19 protein-coding genes are annotated in these 20,262 nt (G+C 65.8%); 4 read left to right on the forward strand and 15 right to left on the reverse strand.

Features of this window, described 5'->3' with window-relative positions:
• Positions 1-154 precede the first annotated feature (154 nt).
• Both ACNA0R_RS14975 and ACNA0R_RS14980 read left to right on the forward strand, forming a co-directional pair.
• Positions 155-1,018 carry a tripartite tricarboxylate transporter substrate binding protein gene (locus tag ACNA0R_RS14975; protein WP_415826819.1) on the forward strand — a complete coding sequence of 288 codons (864 nt, stop codon included), beginning with the start codon at positions 155-157 and terminating at the stop codon, positions 1,016-1,018.
• 29 nt (positions 1,019-1,047) lie between these two features.
• Complete coding sequence (locus ACNA0R_RS14980) at positions 1,048-2,688, forward strand: long-chain-fatty-acid--CoA ligase (protein ID WP_415826820.1); 1,641 nt, start codon at positions 1,048-1,050, stop codon at positions 2,686-2,688.
• A gap of 68 nt (positions 2,689-2,756) precedes the next feature.
• On the opposite strand, the gene ACNA0R_RS14985 is transcribed toward ACNA0R_RS14980, so the two are convergent.
• The 14 genes from ACNA0R_RS14985 to ACNA0R_RS15050 all read right to left on the reverse strand — a co-directional run bounded on the left by ACNA0R_RS14985 (position 2,757) and on the right by ACNA0R_RS15050 (position 18,080).
• Positions 2,757-3,821, reverse strand: a complete 1,065-nt coding sequence (locus ACNA0R_RS14985; protein WP_415826821.1) for an extracellular solute-binding protein — start codon at positions 3,819-3,821, stop codon at positions 2,757-2,759.
• Between the two features lie 115 nt (positions 3,822-3,936).
• Positions 3,937-4,974, reverse strand: a complete 1,038-nt coding sequence (locus ACNA0R_RS14990) for a CobW family GTP-binding protein (RefSeq protein ID WP_415826822.1) — start codon at positions 4,972-4,974, stop codon at positions 3,937-3,939.
• Positions 4,952-6,565, reverse strand: a complete 1,614-nt coding sequence (locus ACNA0R_RS14995) for an amidohydrolase family protein (protein ID WP_415826823.1) — start codon at positions 6,563-6,565, stop codon at positions 4,952-4,954. Before ACNA0R_RS14995 ends, ACNA0R_RS14990 begins: the two co-directional genes overlap by 23 nt.
• Before the next feature lie 3 nt (positions 6,566-6,568).
• A complete protein-coding gene (locus ACNA0R_RS15000; protein ID WP_415826824.1) occupies positions 6,569-7,816 on the reverse strand; it encodes a metal-dependent hydrolase family protein in 1,248 nt (415 codons plus the stop codon).
• 53 nt (positions 7,817-7,869) lie between these two features.
• Positions 7,870-8,772, reverse strand: a complete 903-nt coding sequence (locus ACNA0R_RS15005; RefSeq protein WP_415826825.1) for an ABC transporter permease — start codon at positions 8,770-8,772, stop codon at positions 7,870-7,872.
• Between the two features lie 10 nt (positions 8,773-8,782).
• Entirely contained in the window at positions 8,783-9,865 is a 1,083-nt protein-coding gene (locus ACNA0R_RS15010) for an ABC transporter ATP-binding protein (protein ID WP_415826826.1), read from the reverse strand.
• Positions 9,866-9,869: 4 nt separating this feature from the next.
• Complete coding sequence (locus ACNA0R_RS15015) at positions 9,870-10,733, reverse strand: ABC transporter permease (RefSeq protein WP_415826827.1); 864 nt, start codon at positions 10,731-10,733, stop codon at positions 9,870-9,872.
• A 236-nt stretch (positions 10,734-10,969) separates the two neighbouring features.
• A complete protein-coding gene (locus ACNA0R_RS15020; RefSeq protein ID WP_415826828.1) occupies positions 10,970-12,343 on the reverse strand; it encodes an FAD-binding oxidoreductase in 1,374 nt (457 codons plus the stop codon).
• The gene (locus ACNA0R_RS15025; protein ID WP_415826829.1) at positions 12,333-13,550 is read right to left on the reverse strand and encodes a class I SAM-dependent methyltransferase; all 1,218 of its coding nucleotides are present in this window, start codon (positions 13,548-13,550) and stop codon (positions 12,333-12,335) included. Before ACNA0R_RS15025 ends, ACNA0R_RS15020 begins: the two co-directional genes overlap by 11 nt.
• A gap of 173 nt (positions 13,551-13,723) precedes the next feature.
• Entirely contained in the window at positions 13,724-15,055 is a 1,332-nt protein-coding gene (locus ACNA0R_RS15030; RefSeq protein ID WP_415826830.1) for an NAD(P)/FAD-dependent oxidoreductase, read from the reverse strand.
• 13 nt (positions 15,056-15,068) lie between these two features.
• Positions 15,069-15,800: an amino acid ABC transporter ATP-binding protein gene (locus ACNA0R_RS15035; RefSeq protein WP_415826831.1), complete on the reverse strand. Its 732-nt coding sequence runs from the start codon at positions 15,798-15,800 to the stop codon at positions 15,069-15,071.
• Entirely contained in the window at positions 15,797-16,450 is a 654-nt protein-coding gene (locus ACNA0R_RS15040; protein WP_415826832.1) for an amino acid ABC transporter permease, read from the reverse strand. The genes ACNA0R_RS15035 and ACNA0R_RS15040 overlap by 4 nt, the downstream gene beginning before the upstream one ends.
• A 34-nt stretch (positions 16,451-16,484) precedes the next feature.
• Positions 16,485-17,249, reverse strand: coding sequence for an ABC transporter substrate-binding protein (locus ACNA0R_RS15045; protein ID WP_415826833.1), 765 nt, complete (start codon positions 17,247-17,249; stop codon positions 16,485-16,487).
• 105 nt (positions 17,250-17,354) lie between these two features.
• Complete coding sequence (locus ACNA0R_RS15050; protein WP_415826834.1) at positions 17,355-18,080, reverse strand: helix-turn-helix domain-containing protein; 726 nt, start codon at positions 18,078-18,080, stop codon at positions 17,355-17,357.
• Positions 18,081-18,376: 296 nt separating this feature from the next.
• On the opposite strand from ACNA0R_RS15050, the gene ACNA0R_RS15055 reads away from it, so the two are divergent.
• On the forward strand, positions 18,377-18,655 hold the full coding sequence (locus tag ACNA0R_RS15055; protein ID WP_415827048.1) for a PsiF family protein: 279 nt from the start codon (positions 18,377-18,379) through the stop codon (positions 18,653-18,655).
• Positions 18,656-18,751: 96 nt separating this feature from the next.
• Positions 18,752-19,483, forward strand: coding sequence for a ribonuclease activity regulator RraA (locus tag ACNA0R_RS15060; protein ID WP_415826835.1), 732 nt, complete (start codon positions 18,752-18,754; stop codon positions 19,481-19,483).
• Between the two features lie 11 nt (positions 19,484-19,494).
• On the opposite strand, the gene ACNA0R_RS15065 is transcribed toward ACNA0R_RS15060, so the two are convergent.
• On the reverse strand, positions 19,495-20,232 hold the full coding sequence (locus tag ACNA0R_RS15065) for a GntR family transcriptional regulator (RefSeq protein ID WP_415826836.1): 738 nt from the start codon (positions 20,230-20,232) through the stop codon (positions 19,495-19,497).
• Between the last annotated feature and the right edge of the window lie 30 nt (positions 20,233-20,262).

The raw sequence follows: 20,262 nt of genomic DNA on the forward strand, positions 1-20,262 counted from the left end.
CCCTTGCCGTTCCTCGTCCCATACTGGAGTCATCATGAATCGTCGTGTTTTCTTCTCGGTGTGCGGGAACGCATGCATCGCCGCCGGGCTCGCTTCCCGGGCGGCGGCGGCCCCGTCGGCCGCCGGTTTCCCCGAAAAGCCCATCAGGCTGATCGTGCCGACCAATCCCGGCGGCAGTATCGATACGGTTGCGCGCATTGTGGGCGCGGAGCTATCGAATCAGTTCAGGCAGCCCGTCATCATCGAGAACAGGACAGGTGCGAGCGGAATGATCGCCGCGTCCGCCGTCGCGCAGTCCACGCCCGACGGCTACACACTGCTGGTCACCCACACCGGCGTGCTGCAGGCTGATCTGCTCCACAAGAATTCATCCTACCGCCTGAGCGACCTGGCCCCGGTGGCGGAGATCGCCAACACGCCCGTCGTGTTTGGCGTCGGCATGCAGGTGCCTGTCACGAACCTGGAGTCCTTCGTCGCGCTCGCGAAGAAACAGCCTGACCAATTGAGCTACGGCTCATATGGAAAGGGAACGTCCGCCCATATATGGGCGGAGCAGTTTTCGCAGCGCGCAGGAATCAAGCTGATCCATGTTCCGTACGGCGGCGAAATCCCCGCGTTGCAGGATCTGCTCGCAGGCCGCATCACGAGCGCCTGGGGCGCGGTGGGAACCTACAGGCAGTACGCCGATGCCCATAAGATCCGCATACTCGCGGTCGCCAATCCCGTCCGGTCGAAAGTGCTGCCCGATATTCCTACTTTCATCGAGGCCGGCTATCCCGAAATGAACGCAAGCGGATGGTGTGGCGTGTTCGCACCCGCCGGGACGCCGAAGGCCATCATCGGGAAGCTGTCGCAAGCCATCCTCAACGTCGTCCATCGAGAAGATATCGCGCAGCGCATTCTCGTCACCGGGCAGGAGCCGACGGGCAGCGACGCCGAAGTCTTCGCCCAGCGCGTCGCGCAAGACAGGCAGACTTGGGCCAAGGCGATATCCGACCTTCACATCACCCTTGATTAACCGCCCCGCCCCGTTGAGCAGGCCCGCCCATGACACCGCAAGACATCGGTCGTTGGCCGACGCATCTCCCCCATCGGCTGACGACGCCGGCAACGAATCTCTACTTCAACCTGCTTGTTTCAGCGACCCGGTTTCCGGAAAAGGCTGTATTGATCGACGAGCGTGGGACGCTGACCTATCGCGACCTGCTGGCGGCCGTGGGACGCACGGCGGCCTTCCTGGAACGGGAACTGGGGATACGCAGTTTGGATCCCGTCATGATCTACATGCAGAACTCGCGCGAATTCGTCATTGCGTACTACGCGATCCTGCGGCTCAACGCGGTGGTGGTACCGGTCAACCCGATGAACAAGCGGGCCGAACTCGACCATTATCGAACAGACACGCAGGCGCGCGTCGCGTTCTGCGATAGCGCGCTGTCGGGTGAGTTGCTGGCAATGGAAAGCGCATCCGAACTCGCGGGCATCATCCTCACGGGCGCCGATGCCGCGGGCGTACACGTCCGGGCCACGTCAGGCGAGGCCGCGATACACGGATTCGACGCCGCCCTCGCGGCCGCGACCACGCCGGCCGGGCCCGTCGCGCCTGTCGATCATGATCCTGATCGGCTCGCGGTCATTCTGTATAGCTCCGGGACCACGGGCAAGCCGAAGGGCTGCATGCATACGCACCGATCGATGATGGCCAGCGTCAACGCGGTCGCCCACTGGATGTCCATGCGCGTCGATACGGTGGTTCTGGCGGCACTGCCGTTTTTCCATGTCACCGGCATGCAGAACATGATGAATACGCCGATCTACGTGGGCGGCACGCTCGTACTGCTGCCGCGATGGAATCGGGACAAGGCGGCCGAGCTTATCGCCAGGCACAAGGTCACCCACTGGAACACGATGCCTACGGTGATGATCGACTTCCTGGCGAGCGAGCAGCTTGCCAGCTACGACCTGCGTTCGCTCAGGCGGCTGGGCGGCGGCGGCGCGGGGATGCCGCAGGCCGTGGGCGAACGTATCAAGGCCCTGCTCGACGTCGATTTCCTGGAAGGATATGGCTTGTCCGAGGGCATGCCGTTCATGGGCAATCCCGCCATCCACTTCAAGCGCCAATGCCTGGGCATCCCTTTGTTCGACACCGATGCCCGCATCGTCGACCCCGGGACGCTGCGTGAACTCCCGGCAAACGAAGTGGGTGAAATAGTCATATGCAGCGACAAGCTGTTTGCCGGCTATTGGAAGAACGAACAAGCCACGCAGGACGCGTTCGTGACGCTCGACGGCCGGCGCTTTTTCCGTACCGGAGACTTGGGATACGCGGATGACGAAGGCTATTTCTTCATCGTCGACCGCCTGAAGCGCATGGTCAATGCGTCGGGCTACAAAGTGTGGCCCACGGAAATCGAAGCATTGCTGCACGAACACCCGGATGTGCGGGAAGCCTGCGTAATTGCCGCGCTCGACCCTTATCGCGGCGAAACCGTGAAAGCCGTTATCGTCCTGAAAGAGGGTACGGCGGATCGTGTTTCAGAGACCGCTATCATCGACTGGTGCAAGGCCAGGATGGCGGCCTACAAATATCCGCGACTGGTCGAATTCGTTGACGATCTTCCCAGGCTGGCGACCGGGAAGATCGCATGGCGCCAACTGCAGGAGGCGGAAAGGGCGAAGTCGCGCTAGCGGCGCGCCTTGCCCATCCGCCGTCCGCCGCGGCGGCGTGGCCCGCGATGCCCGCCCTGCAGCACGCCCTACAGCGCGCCCTTGAACGACTTGGTCCAGTAGTCCAGGAACTCGGCCTTGGTGGCCACCAGCTTTTCCAGCTCGTAAGGATAGATGCGCTTGAGCTCTTCGTCGGTGAACCCGACGCGCTGTTGCAGGTCCGGCGGCAGCGGCGCGTTGCGTACGGTGGGCGCATAGCCCATGGCGCGCGCGAAGTGCACCTGCCCCTCGGGCTCCAGCAGCGCGTTCATATACGTCCAGGCCGGGTCCGGATTGCGGGCGTTCTTGGGAACGGCGCCTTCGAAGGTCACCGGTATGGTGCCTTCCTTCGGGATGGTGAACCCCAGCGGCAGGCCGGCGTCGCGCCATTGCAGCGCGCGCGCCTTCCACATGCACGCCATCCAGATCTCGCCGGATTTGAAGGCAGTCGCCACCGCTTCATTGGAGGGATAGACGCGCGGCTTGTTCTTGGCCAGCTGCTCCAGGAACTTCTTGCCGGGCTCGAAGCTTTCAAAGCGGCCGCCGCTCTGGCCGGCGCCCAGGAACAGGCCGTTGTACAGGTACAGGATATCGGAGAAACCGACGCGGCCCTTGTACCGGGGATCCAGCATGATCTGCACCGAATCCGGCGGCGAGGAAAACTGCTGCGTGTTGTAGACCAGCGTCATCGCGCTGAAGATATGCGGAATGGAATACGGCGTCTTGAACTGGTCGTATACGTTGGCCAGGTTGGGCAGCGCGGCCTGGTGCTCCTGGATGGGCGACAGGGCGCCGGAGCGCGACGCGTCGTACATGTCGTTCTCGCCCAGCAGCGCGACGTCCATGCTGCCGCGGCGGGAATTGCGTTCGGAGCGCAGCTTGGTCAGGCGCGGCACCGCGTTGCCGGTGTCGAACACCACGTTGATGTCCTGCTTGGCTACCAGGGGACTGATGTATTGCTGCAGCAGGTTCTGGTAATCGCCGCCCCAGGTGCCGACGATCACTTCCTTGCCGGCCGCCTGGGCCATGCCGGGCAGCAGCGGTAGCGCGGGCGCCAGCGCCAGTCCGCCGGCGGTTTTCAGAAAGCGGCGGCGCCGCGGGTTCTCTTGGTTCATGAACGACCCCCATCCAGGAAGTGGATTGACGACAAGGACAGCGATAAATAAGTAGAGACGGCTGCGCCGGCTGCCCGCACCCGCGCGCTTCGCGCGGCCAAGGCCAAGGCGACGCTCATGCAAGCGCCTGCAGCGAGACGGGTGCATCGGCAGGCAAGTCGCGCAGGGCCTGCCCGTCCAGGTCACGCGTGATGACGATCAATACATCCTGGTCCGGCGCCAAGGTCGCCATGCGGCGCGGCATGCCGAAGGTCGTGCCCACGCTCTGTATCAGTACCGGCTCGGCGCAGTCGCTCACCCGTAGCAAGGCCTTCAACCGCAGCAGGCGGTCCCCGCACAAGCCCGCCAGGTCATCGAGCCAGGTCGAAAAAGCCGACCAGGCGACGGGCTGGCGCACCGTGCCGCGCCATACGCGTATGCGTGGATGATCGATGACGGCGTTCCGCGCCGCGATGGCGGCGGCGCCCGCCGCGTTCAATGCGGCCAGCGCCATATCCGTGGCGGTCACCGCGGCCAAGGGCGCGAATGCGCGTTCCACGGCCAGCGTCCGATCGGTTTCGGCGACGATGTCCGCCAGGGGATTCAAGGCCCGGGCGCGCGCCGCGTGCAAGGCAAGCACGCCGCCTTCGCCTGAGGACGCCTCGCCGGGCGACGCCAGATCCGTCTTGGTCAGCACGATCCGCTGCGCCGCGGCGAACTGCGCCGCGGCTTCCTCGAACTGCTCGTCGCCCAGCGGGCCGCGCGCGCAGTCGTAGGTCGTCACCACGCAAAGCCGCAGACCGCGCCCCATCAATTCAGGATCGGCCAAGGACGCGATGATGGGCCCCGGCCGCGACAAGCCGCTGGTTTCCAGGATGATGCGCGCAAGCGGCCTGCCATCGGGACGCGGCGCATTCAGCAGCGCATGCACCGTATCCACCAGCCCGCTGCGCAAGGAGCAGCAGACGCAACCGTTGGCCAGCAGGGTCATGGGCACGCCGCCGCCGCCATCGGCCACGATGGCGCCGTCAACGCCGATTTCGCCGGCTTCATTGACGATCACGGCGGTATCGCCGGCGTCCTCCGCGCGCAGGAAATCGACCAGCAAGCTGGTCTTGCCACTGCCCAGGAAGCCGCACAGGATGATCAGTTCAACGGGCGTGGGGCGGTCCATCCGGATCTCCTTCCCAGCTGCCCTTGACCATCGCCCGCACGTCGGCGAGCAACTGATCGGTGTCATACACCACGCCGCCCTTCACCGTATAGCGCAATGACCGCTTCCACTCCACCTTGCCGCTGTCATCGTTCAGGCGCATGGCGCCGGTACCGTACAACAGCTTGAAATCCTCCAGCGGATTCTGGTCATGGACCAGCAGATCGGCGCGTTTACCCACATCCACCGAGCCGGTATCGTCTCCCACTCCCAGCAGGTCGGCACCGAGCGACGTGGCGGCCCGCAGCACTTCCAGCGGATGGAAGCCCGCTTCCTGCAGCAGTTCCAGCTCGCGCACGAAACCGAAGCCATAGATCTGGAAGATGAATCCGGAATCGCTGCCGGCGCACACCCGTCCGCCCAGGTTTTTGTATTCGTTGATGAACTGCATCCACAGGCGGTAGTTCTGCTTCCACTCGATCTCGTTGGTGGTGCTCCAGCGATACCAGTAGGCGCCGTGGCCGCCGCGCTGGGGCTGGAAGTATTTCCAGATGGCATTCCAGGTGTAGTCGTCGTGCCAGTCGGCGCGCCGCGCCCGCATCAGGTCGCGATTGGCGTCATAGATATTGAACGTGGGCACGAAGGTATGGTCCAGCTCCAGGAAGCGATCCATGACCTCGCGCCATTTGGCGCTGCCCGGCTGCGCCGCCTGCATGAAGGTCTGCCCGGCCAGCGCGAAGCGGAAATACTCATCACCGTAGTTGTAATCGGTGGGAAAGTCCTGCACCACGCGGTTTTCGAACAGGGCTTCCGGCAAGCCGTAGTAGTGCTCCGAACTGGTCAGCCCCCATTGCGCGGATTTCAGCGCATTGACGCGCGTGACCGCCATCTGCGCATGATGGCAACCCGAACGCAGGCCGACCTTGCGCGCTTCGTCCAGCGCGGCCTGCATGATGGCGGGCGGCGCGCCGAAGAACTTGATGCCGTCGGCGCCGCGCGCCTTGATCTTGCGCACCCATTCGCGGCCCTGCTCCGGCGTATGAATGGTCTTGACGCGATCATTGACCGCGGGAAACACCACATGCGCCACGATGCGCGGCGCCGCGATCTCGTTGCGCTCGGACTTCTCCTTCTGGTCCAGGTTGTAGCCCAGGCCGTTCATGGCGCCCATTTCGCGCACGGTCGTCACCCCATGCGCCAGCCACAGCTTGTAGATGTAGTCGGCCGGCGGCGCCACGCCGCTCATGGTGTGGTAAGGCGTGCCGATGTGCGCATGCGAATCGACGAAGCCGGGCGTCACGAACTTGCCGTGGCAATCGATTTCATGGTCGCCGGCGGCCGGGCGGCGGTCCGGGTTGATAGCCTTGTGCGGCGTGCCGACCAGCACCAGCGCGGCGATGCGGTCGTCTTCCACCACGATGTCCACGGGCCCCCAGGGCGGTGCGCCGGTGCCGTCGATGATGGTGGCACCGCGCAGTATCAGCCGCTTGTAGGGGCCGTCGCCGCGATCGCGCGACGTCGCCGCGGCGGGCGGATGCCAGCCCTTGGCCGCGTTCAGCGCGCGCGACTCTTCGCCGACGTCTACATTGGCATACGGGTTATCGGTTGCCATGACTCAGGCCTCCGCCGCGCCGTGGAAGATCTTGCCATCTTTCATGACCAGATCGATGTGATCGCCTTGTCCCAACAGGCAGGAGACGTCCTTGTACGGATTGCCGTCCACCACCAGCGCATCGGCGATCGCTCCCGGCACGATACGGCCCAGCCGGTTCTCCATGCGCAGCACTTCGGCCGCGACAGTGGTCGCGCTTTGTATGACTTCGTGGGCGGACAACACCTGGGTCCGCAGGCGGAACTCGTCGCTCTGCAAGCGTTGCGACGGCCCGAGCAGGTCGGATCCATAGCCCATCTTCACCCCGGCCCGCTTGTAGATCTCCAGCGAATGCAGCCCCGCGGTGCGCACCGTGGCGATCTTGGCGACGCTGTCGGGCGGCAGGCCATAGTCGGCGCCTTCGTTGGCCAGCGCCTCGTAGGTGACCAGCGTCGGCACCACATAGGCGCCATGTTCGGCCATGACGGCGGCCGCATCCTCGTCGATCAGATTGCCATGCTCGATGGTGCGCACGCCGCACTTGACCGCGCGACTGATGGCTTCGGCGGTATAGGCATGGGCCAGCACATAGGTCTGGCGGCCGCGCGCTTCCGCCACGATGGCGCGGATCTCGTCTTCGGAATAGCCGAACGACGCGATCGGATCGGTGGGCGAGGCCACGCCCCCGGACGCCATGATCTTGATCTGGTCGGCGCCCATCTGCAATTCCTGCCGCACGGCCTTGCGCACCTCGTCGACACCGTCGGCCACGCGGCCTATATCCCCCGCGCGAAAGCAGCAGCCGCAGAAGCTCATGGGCCGCAGGTGATCGGAACGCGGGCGCGGATCGCCATGCCCGCCGGTCTGGCTGATGGCGCGCCCGGAAATGAACAGGCGCGGGCCGACCAGCGTGCCTTCTTCCACCGCGCACTTCAGGCCCCAGCCGGCCCCGCCGGCGTCGCGCACGGTGGTGAAGCCCCGGCGCAGCATGGCCGCCATGATGGGAACGGCCCGCATCATGACCAGGGCGTCGGGGAGCATGCCCTGCGTGCTCAGGTTCAGCTGGGTCGCCATGACGTGCGCATGCAGGTCTATCAGCCCGGGCATCAGCGTGCGGCCACGCACGTCGATCGCGCGCGCGGATCGAGCGACGATGGGGCGATCGGAGACTTCCTTGATCAAGCCGTCTTCCACCAGCACGTGCATGCCTTCGCGCAGCTCCGGCGAGTCGGGGTCCAGCAGGTTGGCATTCTCGAACAGGACTGCGGTCATACTCGGCCTCCCGGCGCGTATCGTGGGTCGTGGATCGTGGGGTATCGGCGTGATCAGGACGCCATGGTCTTCACATAGCGGCGATGGATCAGCCAGTTGGAGAGCAGCGCCATCAATAGGGTCGCGCAGACCAGTATCAGCGCCATGGCCGACCCGAAGGGCCAGTTCGACGCGCGGGTGATCTGGTCATACAGCGCCGGCGCCATCATGGTCAGCCCGGTCCCGCCCAGCAGCACGGGCGTGGCGTACGCATTCATGCACAGGATGAAAACCAGCATCGTCCCGGCCGCCACGCCCGGCGCGGCGATGGGCAGGACGATGCGGCGAAAGGTGGTGAAGAAGCTCGCGCCCAGATTGCGGGCGGCTTCCTCCACGGAGAAATCCATGCCTTCCAGCACGCTTTGCAGCGTCAGGATCAGATAGGGCATGACCACGGCGGTGGTGCCTATCACCACCGCCGTCGGCGTGTACATCAACTGCACTGAATGCTCGATCAGCCCCAGGCGTTTCAGCACCGCATTGACGATGCCGGCATTGCCCAGGATCACCATCCAGCCGGCCGCGCGCACCACGTTGCCCACCATCAGGGGAAACACCAGCAGGATGACGAACAGGCTTTTGTAGCGGCTTTCGGTCCGGGCGAGAAAGTAGGCCACCGGGAATCCCAGCACCAGCGCCAGCACGGTGCACAGCGCGGCCACCCCGACCGTGGTCAGGAACACGTTGCGATAATAGGCGTCGGCGAAGAACCTGGCATAGTTCTCCAGCGTGAACGCCTGCTGCATCATCTCGTTCGGATCGAAATGATTGAAGCTGTAGCGCACCAGCTGCAGCAACGGCACCATGATGATCAGCAATACCACCAGCGATGCCGGAAAGGCCAGGCCCGCGCCCAGCGGCAATGCCCGCGCGGCGGGAGTCGCGGTGGAAGCCGGCACGGATACGGATGCACTCATGGGCGCCGCCTCAGTCCGCGAACATCACGCAGTCCGCCGCGTCGAAGCAGGCGTACACGCGGGCGCCCTGGCCGGGGCCCGGCATACCGGAACCGGCGGCCACAGGCAGGGCCGGCTTCCAGCCGGCGTCGTTAGGCAACTGGCTGACGATCGCCTCGCCGCTTTCCAATTTGACCCGCACTTCCAGCTGCGCGCCCAGATACACCGTGGACTCGATCACGCCCGGCAGCGCGTTGCCGCCACCGGGCTGTGTCGCAAGCCGCACGCGTTCCGGACGCACGCCCACATGCCGCGCGTCGGACGGCCCGCCGGCGACGTGAATGCGCGCCCCCTGGTCCGTGCCGAATACGCCGGCTTCCGACAGCCCGCCACGAAAGAAATTCATCTTGCCGAGAAAGTCCGCCACGAATAGATTGGCGGGCCGTTCGTATAACGCGTCCGGCGTTCCCACCTGCTGCACCTTGCCGTCGTGCATGATCGCCATGCGATCGGCAACGGCCAGGGCCTCTTCCTGGTCGTGCGTCACGAAGATCGTCGTCAGTCCCAGCCGCTGCTGCAAGGCGCGGATCTCCTCGCGTACCTCCAGCCGCAGCTTGGCGTCCAGGTTGGACAGGGGCTCATCCAGCAGGAATACCTTGGGCTGGATCGCCAGCGCGCGCGCGATCGCCACGCGCTGCTGCTGTCCGCCGGAGAGCTGGCGTGGATAGCGATCGCGCAGCGCGGTCATGCGCACCATATCCAGCACGTCGCGGATGCGGCCGTCGCGCTCGGCGGCCGGCACCTTGTGCATTTCCAGTCCGAACGCCACGTTCTGCGCCACCGTCATGTGGGGGAACAAGGCATAGCGCTGGAACACCATGCCCGTATCGCGCTTGTGGACGGGGAGATCCGTGACGTCCTTGCCGCCGATGCGGATCGTGCCCGCCGACGGCGCCAGGAAGCCGGCGATCATGCGCAGGGTGGTGGTCTTGCCGCAGCCGCTGGGGCCCAGGAAGGCAACCAGCTCGCCGTCGGCGATGTCCAGCGAAAAGTCGGCCACCGCCACTGACGCGCCGAACTGCTTGTGCAGATTTTCCAGAGATACGTTGGCCATGGCCCTACACCACCTGGCTGAGTTTGACGAAGCGGTCGGTCACCAGCATGATCAGCCCCAGCAGCAGGATCTGCACGGACGACACGGCGGCGATGGTCGGATCGAGATTGAATTCCAGGTACTGCATGATGGCGATGGGCAGGGTGGTATGCCCCGGACCGACCAGCGACAGCGACAGCTCCAGGTTCTCGAACGACACGATGAAACTGAACAGGCCCGCGGCGACGATGGCCGGCCGCAGCATGGGCAGCGTGATGCGCATGAACGCCACGCGCCCGCTCGCGCCCAGGTTGCGCGCCGCTTCTTCGATGGACGGATCCAGCCCCGCCATGCTGGCCGTCACCAGCCGCACGGTCCAGGGAATCGTCAGGCACACATGGGCGGCGACCAATCCGCCGTAGGTGCCGACGATGTCGCGGTCCAGCAGATTCTCCGCGCGCAGGTAGAACAGGTAGATGGCGATGCCGGCGACGATGCCCGGCACCAGCAGGGGCGACAGCAGCATGGTGTTGACCCACGCGGCGCCCGTGAAGCGATAGCGCATGATGGCCAGCGCCGCCATGACACCCAGGACCACGCCGCAGGCCGCCGCCAGCAAGGCGACCTGCAGGCTGAAGACGAAGCCATTGGCGAAAGCCTCGTTGGCCCAGGCTTTCACGTACCACTGCACGGTATAACCGGACGGTGGGAAATACAGGATGGCGTCCTTGAAGAAGCTCAGCCAAACCACCACGACCAGCGGGAACAGCATGAAGCCGTACATCAGCGCGACGAATGCGCGATGCAGAAACCTGGCCCAGGGGAAGCGCGCTCGCCGCTTGATAGCGGCGGCCGGCGCGCCCACGGCGCGAGTAACTGTGGTGGCCAAGAAGCTTGTCCTCCGTGTTATCGCGTCGTTGGCAGGGAAGGCCCCCGCTAGAAGAACAACGCCGCGATGGTGGAACCCGAATCTTAGGAAGCCGCGCCGCGGGTTGGAATAATGGTTAACCTCAATAGGAGCCGGCAGCTACCCGGCGTACGGTAGCGGTGCTACCGATGGGGCGCGAAGGCATGGCGGCGGACGACGACGGCTTCCGGCGGGCGATCGCGCAACCGGACGCGGGCCTATCGCCGCCCCACGCATTTTTCATAAAGCCCCAGCATCGCCCGACCGGGATCGTAGCGATCCTTCAGCGCCCGATATTGCTGCATCGAATAGGCGGCGTCGAATTCCGCGCGCGTGAAGTACACGTCCGAGTACAGGGACTTGATGCCCTCGCATCGCAAGACCTCCTGCTCGATCATGCGGTTGAAGTAACCCTCGGCATGGGCTTCGGGGCTTTGCACGACATCCCAGAAACCGAAGTTCACATACAGCTCACCCGCGCGCACGGGGTATAGCGTGAAGCCGCGTTGCGATGCCGGCACCCGGATCGGGCAGATCCAGATGGGCAACACGCCGATCTCCCGCAGCAGGAACTCCAGGAAGCCCGCGGCGCGTTCGATGGGAATATCCACGTCCTGGATCACCGATTCCGGATGCAATCCCCGCCAGCGCGCCAGGCGGCGCGTCAGGCCCCAGCGCGAATTCAGGCGCATCAGCCGCGTGTAGGTACGCGAGTTCAGGCGCGCCCGTCCGTACAGGCGCCGCAGCAGCGGATGCTGCGCGCCGAGGTTCTTCGAGCACCAGAACCAATCCGTATCCCAGCGCCAGAGATAGCCATACGCGGTCAGATGGTCGACCGGCTTTTCGAGCAGCGAGCGGTAGTAGATATGTTCGTAGGTATAGTCGCTGACCGTTGCGGCTTCCGCGACGAAACGGCCCTCGCTGAGCACCATGGTATCGGCGCCGAACACCACGCCATCCACGAAGTCCGCTTCCCCGTCGCAGGCCCGCGCCAGCAGGTCGAAGAACTCGCGCGGCGAACCGCAGCGGCTATGCTCGACGCGTACGTAAGGCCGCACCGGCGAGGTCCGCATCACCATACGAAGCGCGTAGCCCAGCGTCCCGTAGGAATTCGGAAAGCCGTAGAACAGGTCGCGATGCTCGTTGTCGGGCGTGCAGGTCACGATATCGCCGCCCGGCAGCAGCACGTCGAGCGACAGCATGCTGTCATGCACCAGCCCCTGGCGGAACGACGTCGCCTCGATGCCCACGCCGGCCACCGCGCCGCCCACGGTGATGGTCTTCAACTGCGGCACGACCGCCGGCATGACGCCGTGCGGCAGCGTTGCATCCACCAGCGCCTCGTAGGTTGCCAGGCCTTCCACCTCCACGGTTCCCGCGGCCGTATCGACGCCGATGACATGATGGAAGGCGTCCAGGTCCAGGCGCCGCTTCGCGCCTTCCGCGCGGTCGCGGAACAGATTGGACGTGCGCTTGGCCAGGCCCAGCGGCGTTCCCGGGTTCGCCTGAACGCCGGGGGCGGCGCCCGCCGCCTGCCGCCGCAGCGCGGCCCGCAGGGCGTCGACGCGCTGCGCGTAGCTGTCAGCGGCCATAGAGATGCGCGCGCGACATGGGATAGTTCGCGCGCGTGATGTTGCCTTTGCTGAATACGATCTGGAACAAATGTGTATAACCGTTGGATAGCCGGAACATCTCCGCGCAGCCCGTCAGGTAGGTCATCCAGACCCGCCGGAAGCGCTCGTCGAAACGTTGGGGATCCAGCGCATGGATGGCGTCCCAGCTGCTCTCGAAACGGCTGGCCCAGGCATCCAGGGTAGGCGCGTAGTGGCGGCGCAGGTTCTCGATGTCGACGACCTCCAGACCCGCGCGCTCCATCTCCACGATCACGTCGGCCAGGCTGGGTATCCAGCCGCCGGGGAACACATGCTTGCGTATGAACAGCTCGGTTTCGAAGCGGCCGACGTGGCCGATGAAGTGCAGCATGCCCAGCCCGCCGGGCTTCAGGAAGTCCGCGTGCGCGCGCACCACTTCACCCAGCTGATCGCGGCCGGCATGTTCGAGCACGCCGATGGACACCACCTTGTCGTATTGCCCGTCGACCTCGCGGAAGTCGGCCTCGCGCACCGCCAGCCGGTCGCCGAGCTGGCGCCGGCCGATCTCATCGCGCAGCCAGTCGACCTGCTCGGTGGTGGTGTTCAGTCCCACGCCGCTGGCCTGGTGATGTTCCGCCGCGTGGAACATGAAGCCGCCGAATCCGCAGCCGATGTCGATGAAGCGTTCGCCCGGCGACAGCAGGATTTTGCGGCAGACGTGTTCGACCTTGTTGCGCTGCGCCTCTTCCAGGGTACGCGTGTGTTCGTCCCAGTAGCCGCAGGTGTACATCATCAGCTCCTGGTCCAGCCAGGGCTTGTAGAACGGCGTGCCCAGCCCGTAATGGAAGCGCGCGTTCGCCTTGGCGCGCGCCAGGTCGCTATTGGAATGCCGCCATTCGTGCAGCCGGTTTTCGGCGATGTTGGCGATCCTGGGCCGGGTTTCGAAACCGCCGGACATGGCGGCCGCCAGCGCCGCGCCCAGGTTGTCCACGTCGACCTGCTGATCGAAATAGGCTTCGAGCAATCCCATATGTCCACGCAGGGCAGTGGCGAGCACGGCGCCGCGCGTGTGGAAGCTCAAGGTAAAGGCAGGATCGCCCCTGCCCATCGCATGTTTCGCGCCACCGGGCAGCCGCACCGCGAAAGGCGCACCCGAAAGCGTGCTGAGGTTTTCCAACGCACCGTTCAAGGCCAGGGACAGCGTCATCCGAAGATCCTTTACCGTGCCAGCCCGAAGGCCACGGTCTTAGTCCGGGAGATAAGCGCAGACAACTCTAACCGCAGGCGGCGCGGCCGCAAACACCTCGCCGCCGGCCGTTACGTACCACGATGCTACAAGGTCTTACCGCGATACCGCATTGACGCCGGTCAAGCGATGAGTCACACCCCGCCGTCGGTCAGGCGATACCAGGTCACGACGGCGTTCACATATACCCGCCGCAAGCCGTACAAGGGAAAGGGCCTGATGGGCGACAAGGGCACCGGCAGCGCGGTCGCGGCGCCCGTGGCCACGTACTCGGCCATGGCCTTGCCCATGGCGGTCTGCAGGCCGACCCCGCGGCCCTGGCAGCCGATGTCGATCAACAGGCCGGGTTCGGGCTCATGCAAGTGCGGCAGATAATCGCGCGTGATGGCGACCCGGCCGCACCAGCGGAATTCGAAGGGCACGCCCGCGACGCGCGGGAACATCTTGACCATGACCCGTTCCAGGTGGCGCCAGTCCGCGACGCCGCGCGGTTCGCGGAATGGCCCGCGGCCGCCCATCAGCAAACGGCCCTGGTGGTCCAGGCGGAAATACAGCAGCAGGTTGCGGGTATCCGAACACACCCGGCCCTGCGGCAGGATGCCGGCGCGCACGTCTTCCGGCAGCGGCCGGGTGGCCACCTGGAAAGTGTTGGCATCGATGATGGTCGGCTTCAGGCCCGGCCACAAGCCGGCGCCGTAGGCATTGGTGCACATCACCACGCGGTCGGCCATGACGGTCGCGCCGGCCGCGGTGGTGGCGGTCCATTTGCCGCCATCGCGCCGCAGGCCGATCACCGGGCTGGCCGTATGCACGCGGGCGCCCGCGTTCATCGCCGCCCGCGCCAGCCCGCGCACGTAGCTCAGGGGCTGTATGGCGCCGGCGCGCGTATCGATCCAGCCACCCAGGTACTTGTCGGTGCCAAGCAGCTCGCCGACCTGGGCGCGGTCCAGGGGGCGGGCGTCGACGCCGCGCCGCGCCCATTGCGCCGCGCGGCGATGCGCGACCTCCAGGGCCTGCGGGGTATGGGCGCCCTGGATCCAGCCCGCGCGCTGGCGCGGCACGTCCATGCCGTGCCGTTCTATCAGGTCGAAGACGATATCGGCCGTGCGCCCGGCGAAGTCGATGACCTGCTCGCCGCGTTCGGGCCCGTACCGCGCCAGCAGTTCGTCAGGGTCGTATTTCAGGCCTGGGATGACCTGCCCGCCATTGCGGCCCGAACCGCCGAAGCCGATCTCGCGGGCCTCCAGCACGACGGCGTTGGCGCCTCGTTCGGCCAGATGCAGCGCCGTGCTCAGGCCGGCGTAGCCGCCGCCGATCACCAGCACGTCGGCGCGCGCCGCGCCCGCCAGCGCTTCGGTGGGCGGCGCGGCGGCGGCGGTGGCCGCCCACAGGGAAGGCGATAGGGGAAAGGGCCCCTTTCCACCGCCGTGGGCGTAGTCGGCGCTGCGGCTCTGGGCTTGCGGCATGATGGAGCGATCCTTACATGGGATGCAGCACGCGGCGCAGGAAATCCTGCGTGCGTGGATGGGTGGGATGATTCAGCACTTCACGCGCGACGCCTTGCTCGACCACCACGCCGCCGTCGAAGAACAGCACGCGATCGGCCACTTCGCGGGCGAAACTGATTTCATGGGTAACGACGACCATGGTCATGCCGTCGTCGGCCAGCTTGCGCATGACGCCCAGCACGTCGCCCACCAGCTCGGGATCCAGCGCGGAGGTCGGCTCGTCGAACAGGATGGCCTTGGGCTGCATGGCCAGCGCCCGCGCGATGGCCACGCGCTGCTGCTGGCCGCCGGACAACTGCGGCGGATGCGCGTTGGCCTTGTCGGCCAGGCCGACGCTGGCCAGCAGTTCGCGCCCGCGTTCGGTGGCCTGCGCGCGCGGTTCGCCCTTGACGTAGATCGGGCCTTCGATCACGTTCTCCAGCGCGGTGCGATGGGGGAACAGGTTGAAGCGCTGGAACACCATGGAGACCTGGGTGCGGATCGACACGATGGACGCCGCGTCGCAATCGACGCGTTGCCCATCGACGGTGATCTCGCCCTGGTCGTAGCGCTCCAGGCCGTTGATGCAGCGCAGGATGGTCGATTTGCCCGATCCGGACGGCCCGATGATGCACACCACTTCGCCCTGGCCGATTTCGGCATCGATGCCCTTGAGCACTTCCAGGCTGCCGAACCGCTTGTGCACGCCTCGCATGGCGATCATTTGGCGGCGCTCCTTTTTTCCAGATGCCGGACCAGCAGGATGAGCGGCACGCACATCACCAGGTACATCAACGCGACCAGCGTGAACACGGTCGCGTTCTTGAAGGTGGATACGGCGATCAGCTTGCCCTGCAGCGCCAGCTCCGCCACCGTGATGGTGGATGCCTGCGACGAGTCCTTCAGCATCATGATCATGATATTGCCGTAGGGCGGCAGCACGATGCGCACCGCCTGCGGCAGCACCACCCGCCGCATGGTCAGGCTCCAGCTCATGCCCATGGCCATGGCCGCCTCCACCTGCCCGCGGTCGATGGCCTCGATGCCGGCGCGGAAATTCTCGGCCTGATATGCCGAGTAGGCAATGCCCAGGCCGATGATGGCCGCCTGCACCGCCGTCAGCGCGATACCGGCATCCGGCATCACGAAGTAGATGTAGAACAGCAGCACGATGATGGGGATGCCGCGCAGGACATTGATCAGGCCGGCGCTGAACCTGGCCAGCGGCTTGATGCCGGATACGCGCATCAAGGCCCAGACCAGGCCCAGCACCGTCGACAAGGCCAACGACCCCACCGTGACCAGTATGGTCAGTTTGGCGCCCTGCAACAGAATGGGCAGGTATTCCCGCGCATCCTGGAAAAATTCCATCATCGTTTTATCCCCCGCTGCCTGGGTGCTTCAGGCCTCAGGCCAGGCCCCACTTCTTCAGGATGGCGTCGACGGTGCCGTCGGCCTTCAGCTTCTTCAGGGCCGTGTCGATCTTTTTCAGCAACTCGGTGTCGTCCTTGCGCGTGGCGATGCCGACGCTGCCGGTGACCGCGGGCTTGTAGCTCTTGACCATGCGCAGATTGCTGAAAGCGCCGCTGGCGTTCTGGTTGATCGTATAGGCGGCGATCGGATAGTCCATGAAGCCGCCCTGGATGCGGCCGGCATTGACGTCGCGCATCATATCGGGCGGATTGTCATAAAGCTTGACCTCCTTGAACACGCCGCTGTCCTGGATAGGCTTGACGAAGGCCGTGCCAACCTGCACGCCCACGGTCATGCCCTTCATGTCGGCGAAGCTGGTGTACTCCTTGGTATCGCTCTTGGGCACCATCAGGCCTTCGCCATAGGTGTAGACCGGGTCGGAAAAGGACACGACCTTCTGCCGCTCCGGCGTGATGAACATCGCCGCCGAGATCACGTCGATACGCTTGGACTGCAGCGAACCGATCAGGGCGGAAAACGCCATGGGTTCGATCTGCACCTGGAAGCCGGCCTCTTTGCCGACCGCCTTCATGATGTCCACCATCACGCCTTCGATGGTATTGGTTTTGGTGTCCAGGAAAGTGAACGGACTGCCGGTGGGCGTGGAGCCGACCTTCACGACGGTCTGCGCGCCGGCCATGGCGGCGGCGGCCAGCGAGATCGCGGCGAACGCGGATACGGCGATGGATCTGAGCTTCATGGGTCGTCCTTTGGTGCGTGAAGTGGAATCGCGTGACGTTGATACGCGGCGGCGGCGGGCCAAGGCCTGTTGACGGTCGGAGGCAATCTCCTCGGTCAAGCTGCGCTAGGCTCGCCGGCGCCGTCCTTCCCGAGGCCGGGACGGCGCTGCATCGGCATCGCTGTCCGCATCAGCCGCGATATTGCTGATGGCCCAGATCACTTCCGTGCGGGTATCGCCCGGATTGCGCCAGCGCCGCGGCGTGCGGCTGGCATAGCAGAAGCTGTCGCCCGCGCGCAGCAGCATGACGCGGTCTTGGATACGTAATTCCAGCAGGCCGCTCAAGACCATGCCCACCTGCTCGCCTTTGTCGGTGACGAACAGATCGTCGCCGGTGGAGCCGCCGGGGGCAATGGAGATACGGCACAGGTCCAGGGTCCGCGCGGCCGGCGGCGTGACCACTTCCTTGGCGATGCCTTTTTCGTCCAGGCGCAGCATGCGGTGGGCGCCAGCCCGCTCGATGTTGTCCCCGGAAGCCGTGTCGTCGTATTCGGCGTTGCGCAGCAAGGCGTCGGGCGAGACGCGCAGCTCGCGCGCCAGCGCGCGCAGCGTCTTGACCGATATTGAACTCAGCCCCCGTTCGATCTGGCTAAGCAGGCCCAGTGACATGCCGCAGGCCTGGGCCACGTCGGCCAGCGAGCGGCCCTGGTCCTTGCGTAGCTGGCGCAGCTGTTCGCCCAGCCAAAGATCGACCAGCGAGTGCGCGCGGCGCACGGCGCGCGGCCGGACCGCGGTGCGCGTGTCCGCGGCTGCGCGTGGCTTGCGGTGGGCGGTCGACAGGGACATGAACATGAAATTTTCACGATCTTGCAATTTTCAATGCTAGTGGCGAGCCGTTCCCAGCGGCAACCTAGGGACATCCCGCGTTTGCCGCGCTCGCCGCTGTTGCCGTTTCCGGCGCCATGGCATCCGACCACTTGCGAGCGGCGCGGCTTTGGAACATGATCGCCGCACCGGCGAAGCGCGCCGGCGTGTGCAGGGGCGGCAAGGCGGTCGCGCGAGCATGCAAGACGGCACGCAGCCGGCCCTCTTATCGAGAGGACATCATGCTTTTTCGACATCGCACCTTGATCATGGCAGCCACGGCAATGACCCTGGCCGCCTCCGTCTCCATGGCGCAGACCGCCGCGCCCGCCAAGTCTCCCACGCCACAACAAGAACGCATGGCGAAATGCAGCGCCGCCAACAAAGGCAAGACCGGCGACACCTACAAATCGGCCATGAGTGCCTGCCTGAAAGGGGAGCAACCCGCGTCCACCCTGACGCCCCAGCAGCAGAAAATGAAGGACTGCAATGCGCAGGCCAGCAAGCAGGCGCTGAAAGGCGATCAGCGCAAGGCGTTCATGAGTACCTGCCTGAAGGGTTGACGCCGCGGCCACGTTTTCACCATCATCATCGCGCGCGCCCTGATCCAGGGCGCGCGATGCGCGACACCCGCAGGCGATATGCATACCGGACCCCAGATGACCACACAGCCCGAATCCCTCGACCCTCGTATTGTCCAGGCCCTGTCCGACGTCACGACGGCCACGCTCACCACAGTGCTATTGAAGAAAGGCCTGCGCAATGTCTGGATCCGCGGCGCCGCGCCCTTGCGGTCGGACAGCCCGCGCATCGTGGGGCGAGCCTTCACCCTGCGCTTCGTCCCGGCACGGGAAGACCTGGCGACGCCGGCGTCATGGGCTTCGCCGATTTCCACCCGCGCCGCCATCGAGGCGATGCCCGATGGCTGCATCGCGGTGGTCGATGCGCTGGGGGTCACCGATGCGGGCATCTTCGGCGACATCCTGTGCGCGCGCATGCGCAAACGGGGCGTGGCAGCGCTGGTCACGGACGGCGTGGTGCGGGACCTGGCGGGCGTGCTGGGCACGCAACTGCCGGTATGGTGCCGCGGCGCGGCGGCGCCGCCCTCCGTCGCCGGCCTGACCTTCGTCGGCTGGCAGGAGCCCGTCAGCTGCGGCGGGGTCGCGGTGTTCCCCAACGACATCATCGTGCTCGACGCCGATGGCGCCGTCCTGATCCCCGCCGCGTTGCTGGATGAAGTCGTGCAGGCCGCGGTCGAACAGGAACAGCAGGAAGCCTGGATCATGGAACAGGTGCAAGGCGGCGCGCGGCTGCCCGGGCTGTATCCGCCCGACGCCGAGAACCAGGCGCGCTACCAGGCCTGGCGCGCGCAGCGTAAGAGCCGATCCTGAGTTCGCGCCGGTCAATCCTGCAGGCCGCGCACGTTGCGATAGGCGCAGCGCCGTGTATCCACGTAGCGGCGGCGGAATTCGACCGGCTTGTCCTGGAAGGTATAGGCGGTGCGCTCGACCTGCAGTACCGACGCGCCGGGCTTGAGCCCGAAGGCGGCGGCGACTCCGGCGTCGGCGTCCGCCGCCGTGACGTCCTCCTCCACGCGCACCACCGATACGCCGTAGCGTTCCTGGTAGTACCCGTAGATCGAGCCGCGCCGCGCCGCGAATTCCTGGCCCGATAGATTGGGGAACACGTTCAAGGGAATCCACAGGCGATCCAGCATGACGGGTACGCCGTCCATCCTGCGCAGGTTTTCCACGTGCGCGATCGCGCCGCCGCGCTCGATGCCGAACAGCGTGGCGAAGCGCGCGGTGGCGCGCTCCCTGGCGAAGGACAGTAATTCCGCCGTCACCTTGATGGCCGCCCCCGCCGGGTCCACGTAGTTGAAATACAGATCGAAGGCATGGTCGTCGGTGAAGCGGGCGACCTCCGTGCCGCGGCCGGCGCGGCGCGTCAACAGACGCTCCGCCACCAGCGATTCCACGGCTCTTCGTATGGTGCCGATGCCGACGCCGAACAGCCTGGCCAGCTCGGGTTCGGGCGGCAGCCGGTCGCCGGCGGCCCACACACCCGTGCGCAGGCGTTCGACGATGCCGGCACGGACGATTTCATAAAGAGGCTGGTCGTAAGACGCGGTGGCGGGCATGGCGGCTGGAAAGCGGAAGTGGCAATAGGC

Source organism: Bordetella sputigena, assembly GCF_965137885.1.
Lineage (GTDB): Bacteria > Pseudomonadota > Gammaproteobacteria > Burkholderiales > Burkholderiaceae_B > Bordetella_C > Bordetella_C sputigena.

What these genes read in the sequence shown, in the direction of transcription:
- ACNA0R_RS15020 (WP_415826828.1), bottom strand. Translation starts at nt 12,343, where the DNA reads ATGGCCGCTGACAGCTACGCGCAGCGCGTCGACGCCCTGCGGGCCGCG.
- ACNA0R_RS15055 (WP_415827048.1), top strand. Translation starts at nt 18,377, where the DNA reads ATGACCCTGGCCGCCTCCGTCTCCATGGCGCAGACCGCCGCGCCCGCC.
- ACNA0R_RS15025 (WP_415826829.1), bottom strand. Translation starts at nt 13,550, where the DNA reads ATGACGCTGTCCCTGGCCTTGAACGGTGCGTTGGAAAACCTCAGCACG.
- ACNA0R_RS15060 (WP_415826835.1), top strand. Translation starts at nt 18,752, where the DNA reads ATGACCACACAGCCCGAATCCCTCGACCCTCGTATTGTCCAGGCCCTG.
- ACNA0R_RS14995 (WP_415826823.1), bottom strand. Translation starts at nt 6,565, where the DNA reads ATGGCAACCGATAACCCGTATGCCAATGTAGACGTCGGCGAAGAGTCG.
- ACNA0R_RS14980 (WP_415826820.1), top strand. Translation starts at nt 1,048, where the DNA reads ATGACACCGCAAGACATCGGTCGTTGGCCGACGCATCTCCCCCATCGG.
- ACNA0R_RS15040 (WP_415826832.1), bottom strand. Translation starts at nt 16,450, where the DNA reads ATGATGGAATTTTTCCAGGATGCGCGGGAATACCTGCCCATTCTGTTG.
- ACNA0R_RS14985 (WP_415826821.1), bottom strand. Translation starts at nt 3,821, where the DNA reads ATGAACCAAGAGAACCCGCGGCGCCGCCGCTTTCTGAAAACCGCCGGC.
- ACNA0R_RS15045 (WP_415826833.1), bottom strand. Translation starts at nt 17,249, where the DNA reads ATGAAGCTCAGATCCATCGCCGTATCCGCGTTCGCCGCGATCTCGCTG.
- ACNA0R_RS15030 (WP_415826830.1), bottom strand. Translation starts at nt 15,055, where the DNA reads ATGCCGCAAGCCCAGAGCCGCAGCGCCGACTACGCCCACGGCGGTGGA.
- ACNA0R_RS15035 (WP_415826831.1), bottom strand. Translation starts at nt 15,800, where the DNA reads ATGATCGCCATGCGAGGCGTGCACAAGCGGTTCGGCAGCCTGGAAGTG.
- ACNA0R_RS15065 (WP_415826836.1), bottom strand. Translation starts at nt 20,232, where the DNA reads ATGCCCGCCACCGCGTCTTACGACCAGCCTCTTTATGAAATCGTCCGT.
- ACNA0R_RS15050 (WP_415826834.1), bottom strand. Translation starts at nt 18,080, where the DNA reads ATGTTCATGTCCCTGTCGACCGCCCACCGCAAGCCACGCGCAGCCGCG.
- ACNA0R_RS14990 (WP_415826822.1), bottom strand. Translation starts at nt 4,974, where the DNA reads ATGGACCGCCCCACGCCCGTTGAACTGATCATCCTGTGCGGCTTCCTG.
- ACNA0R_RS15010 (WP_415826826.1), bottom strand. Translation starts at nt 9,865, where the DNA reads ATGGCCAACGTATCTCTGGAAAATCTGCACAAGCAGTTCGGCGCGTCA.
- ACNA0R_RS15000 (WP_415826824.1), bottom strand. Translation starts at nt 7,816, where the DNA reads ATGACCGCAGTCCTGTTCGAGAATGCCAACCTGCTGGACCCCGACTCG.
- ACNA0R_RS15005 (WP_415826825.1), bottom strand. Translation starts at nt 8,772, where the DNA reads ATGAGTGCATCCGTATCCGTGCCGGCTTCCACCGCGACTCCCGCCGCG.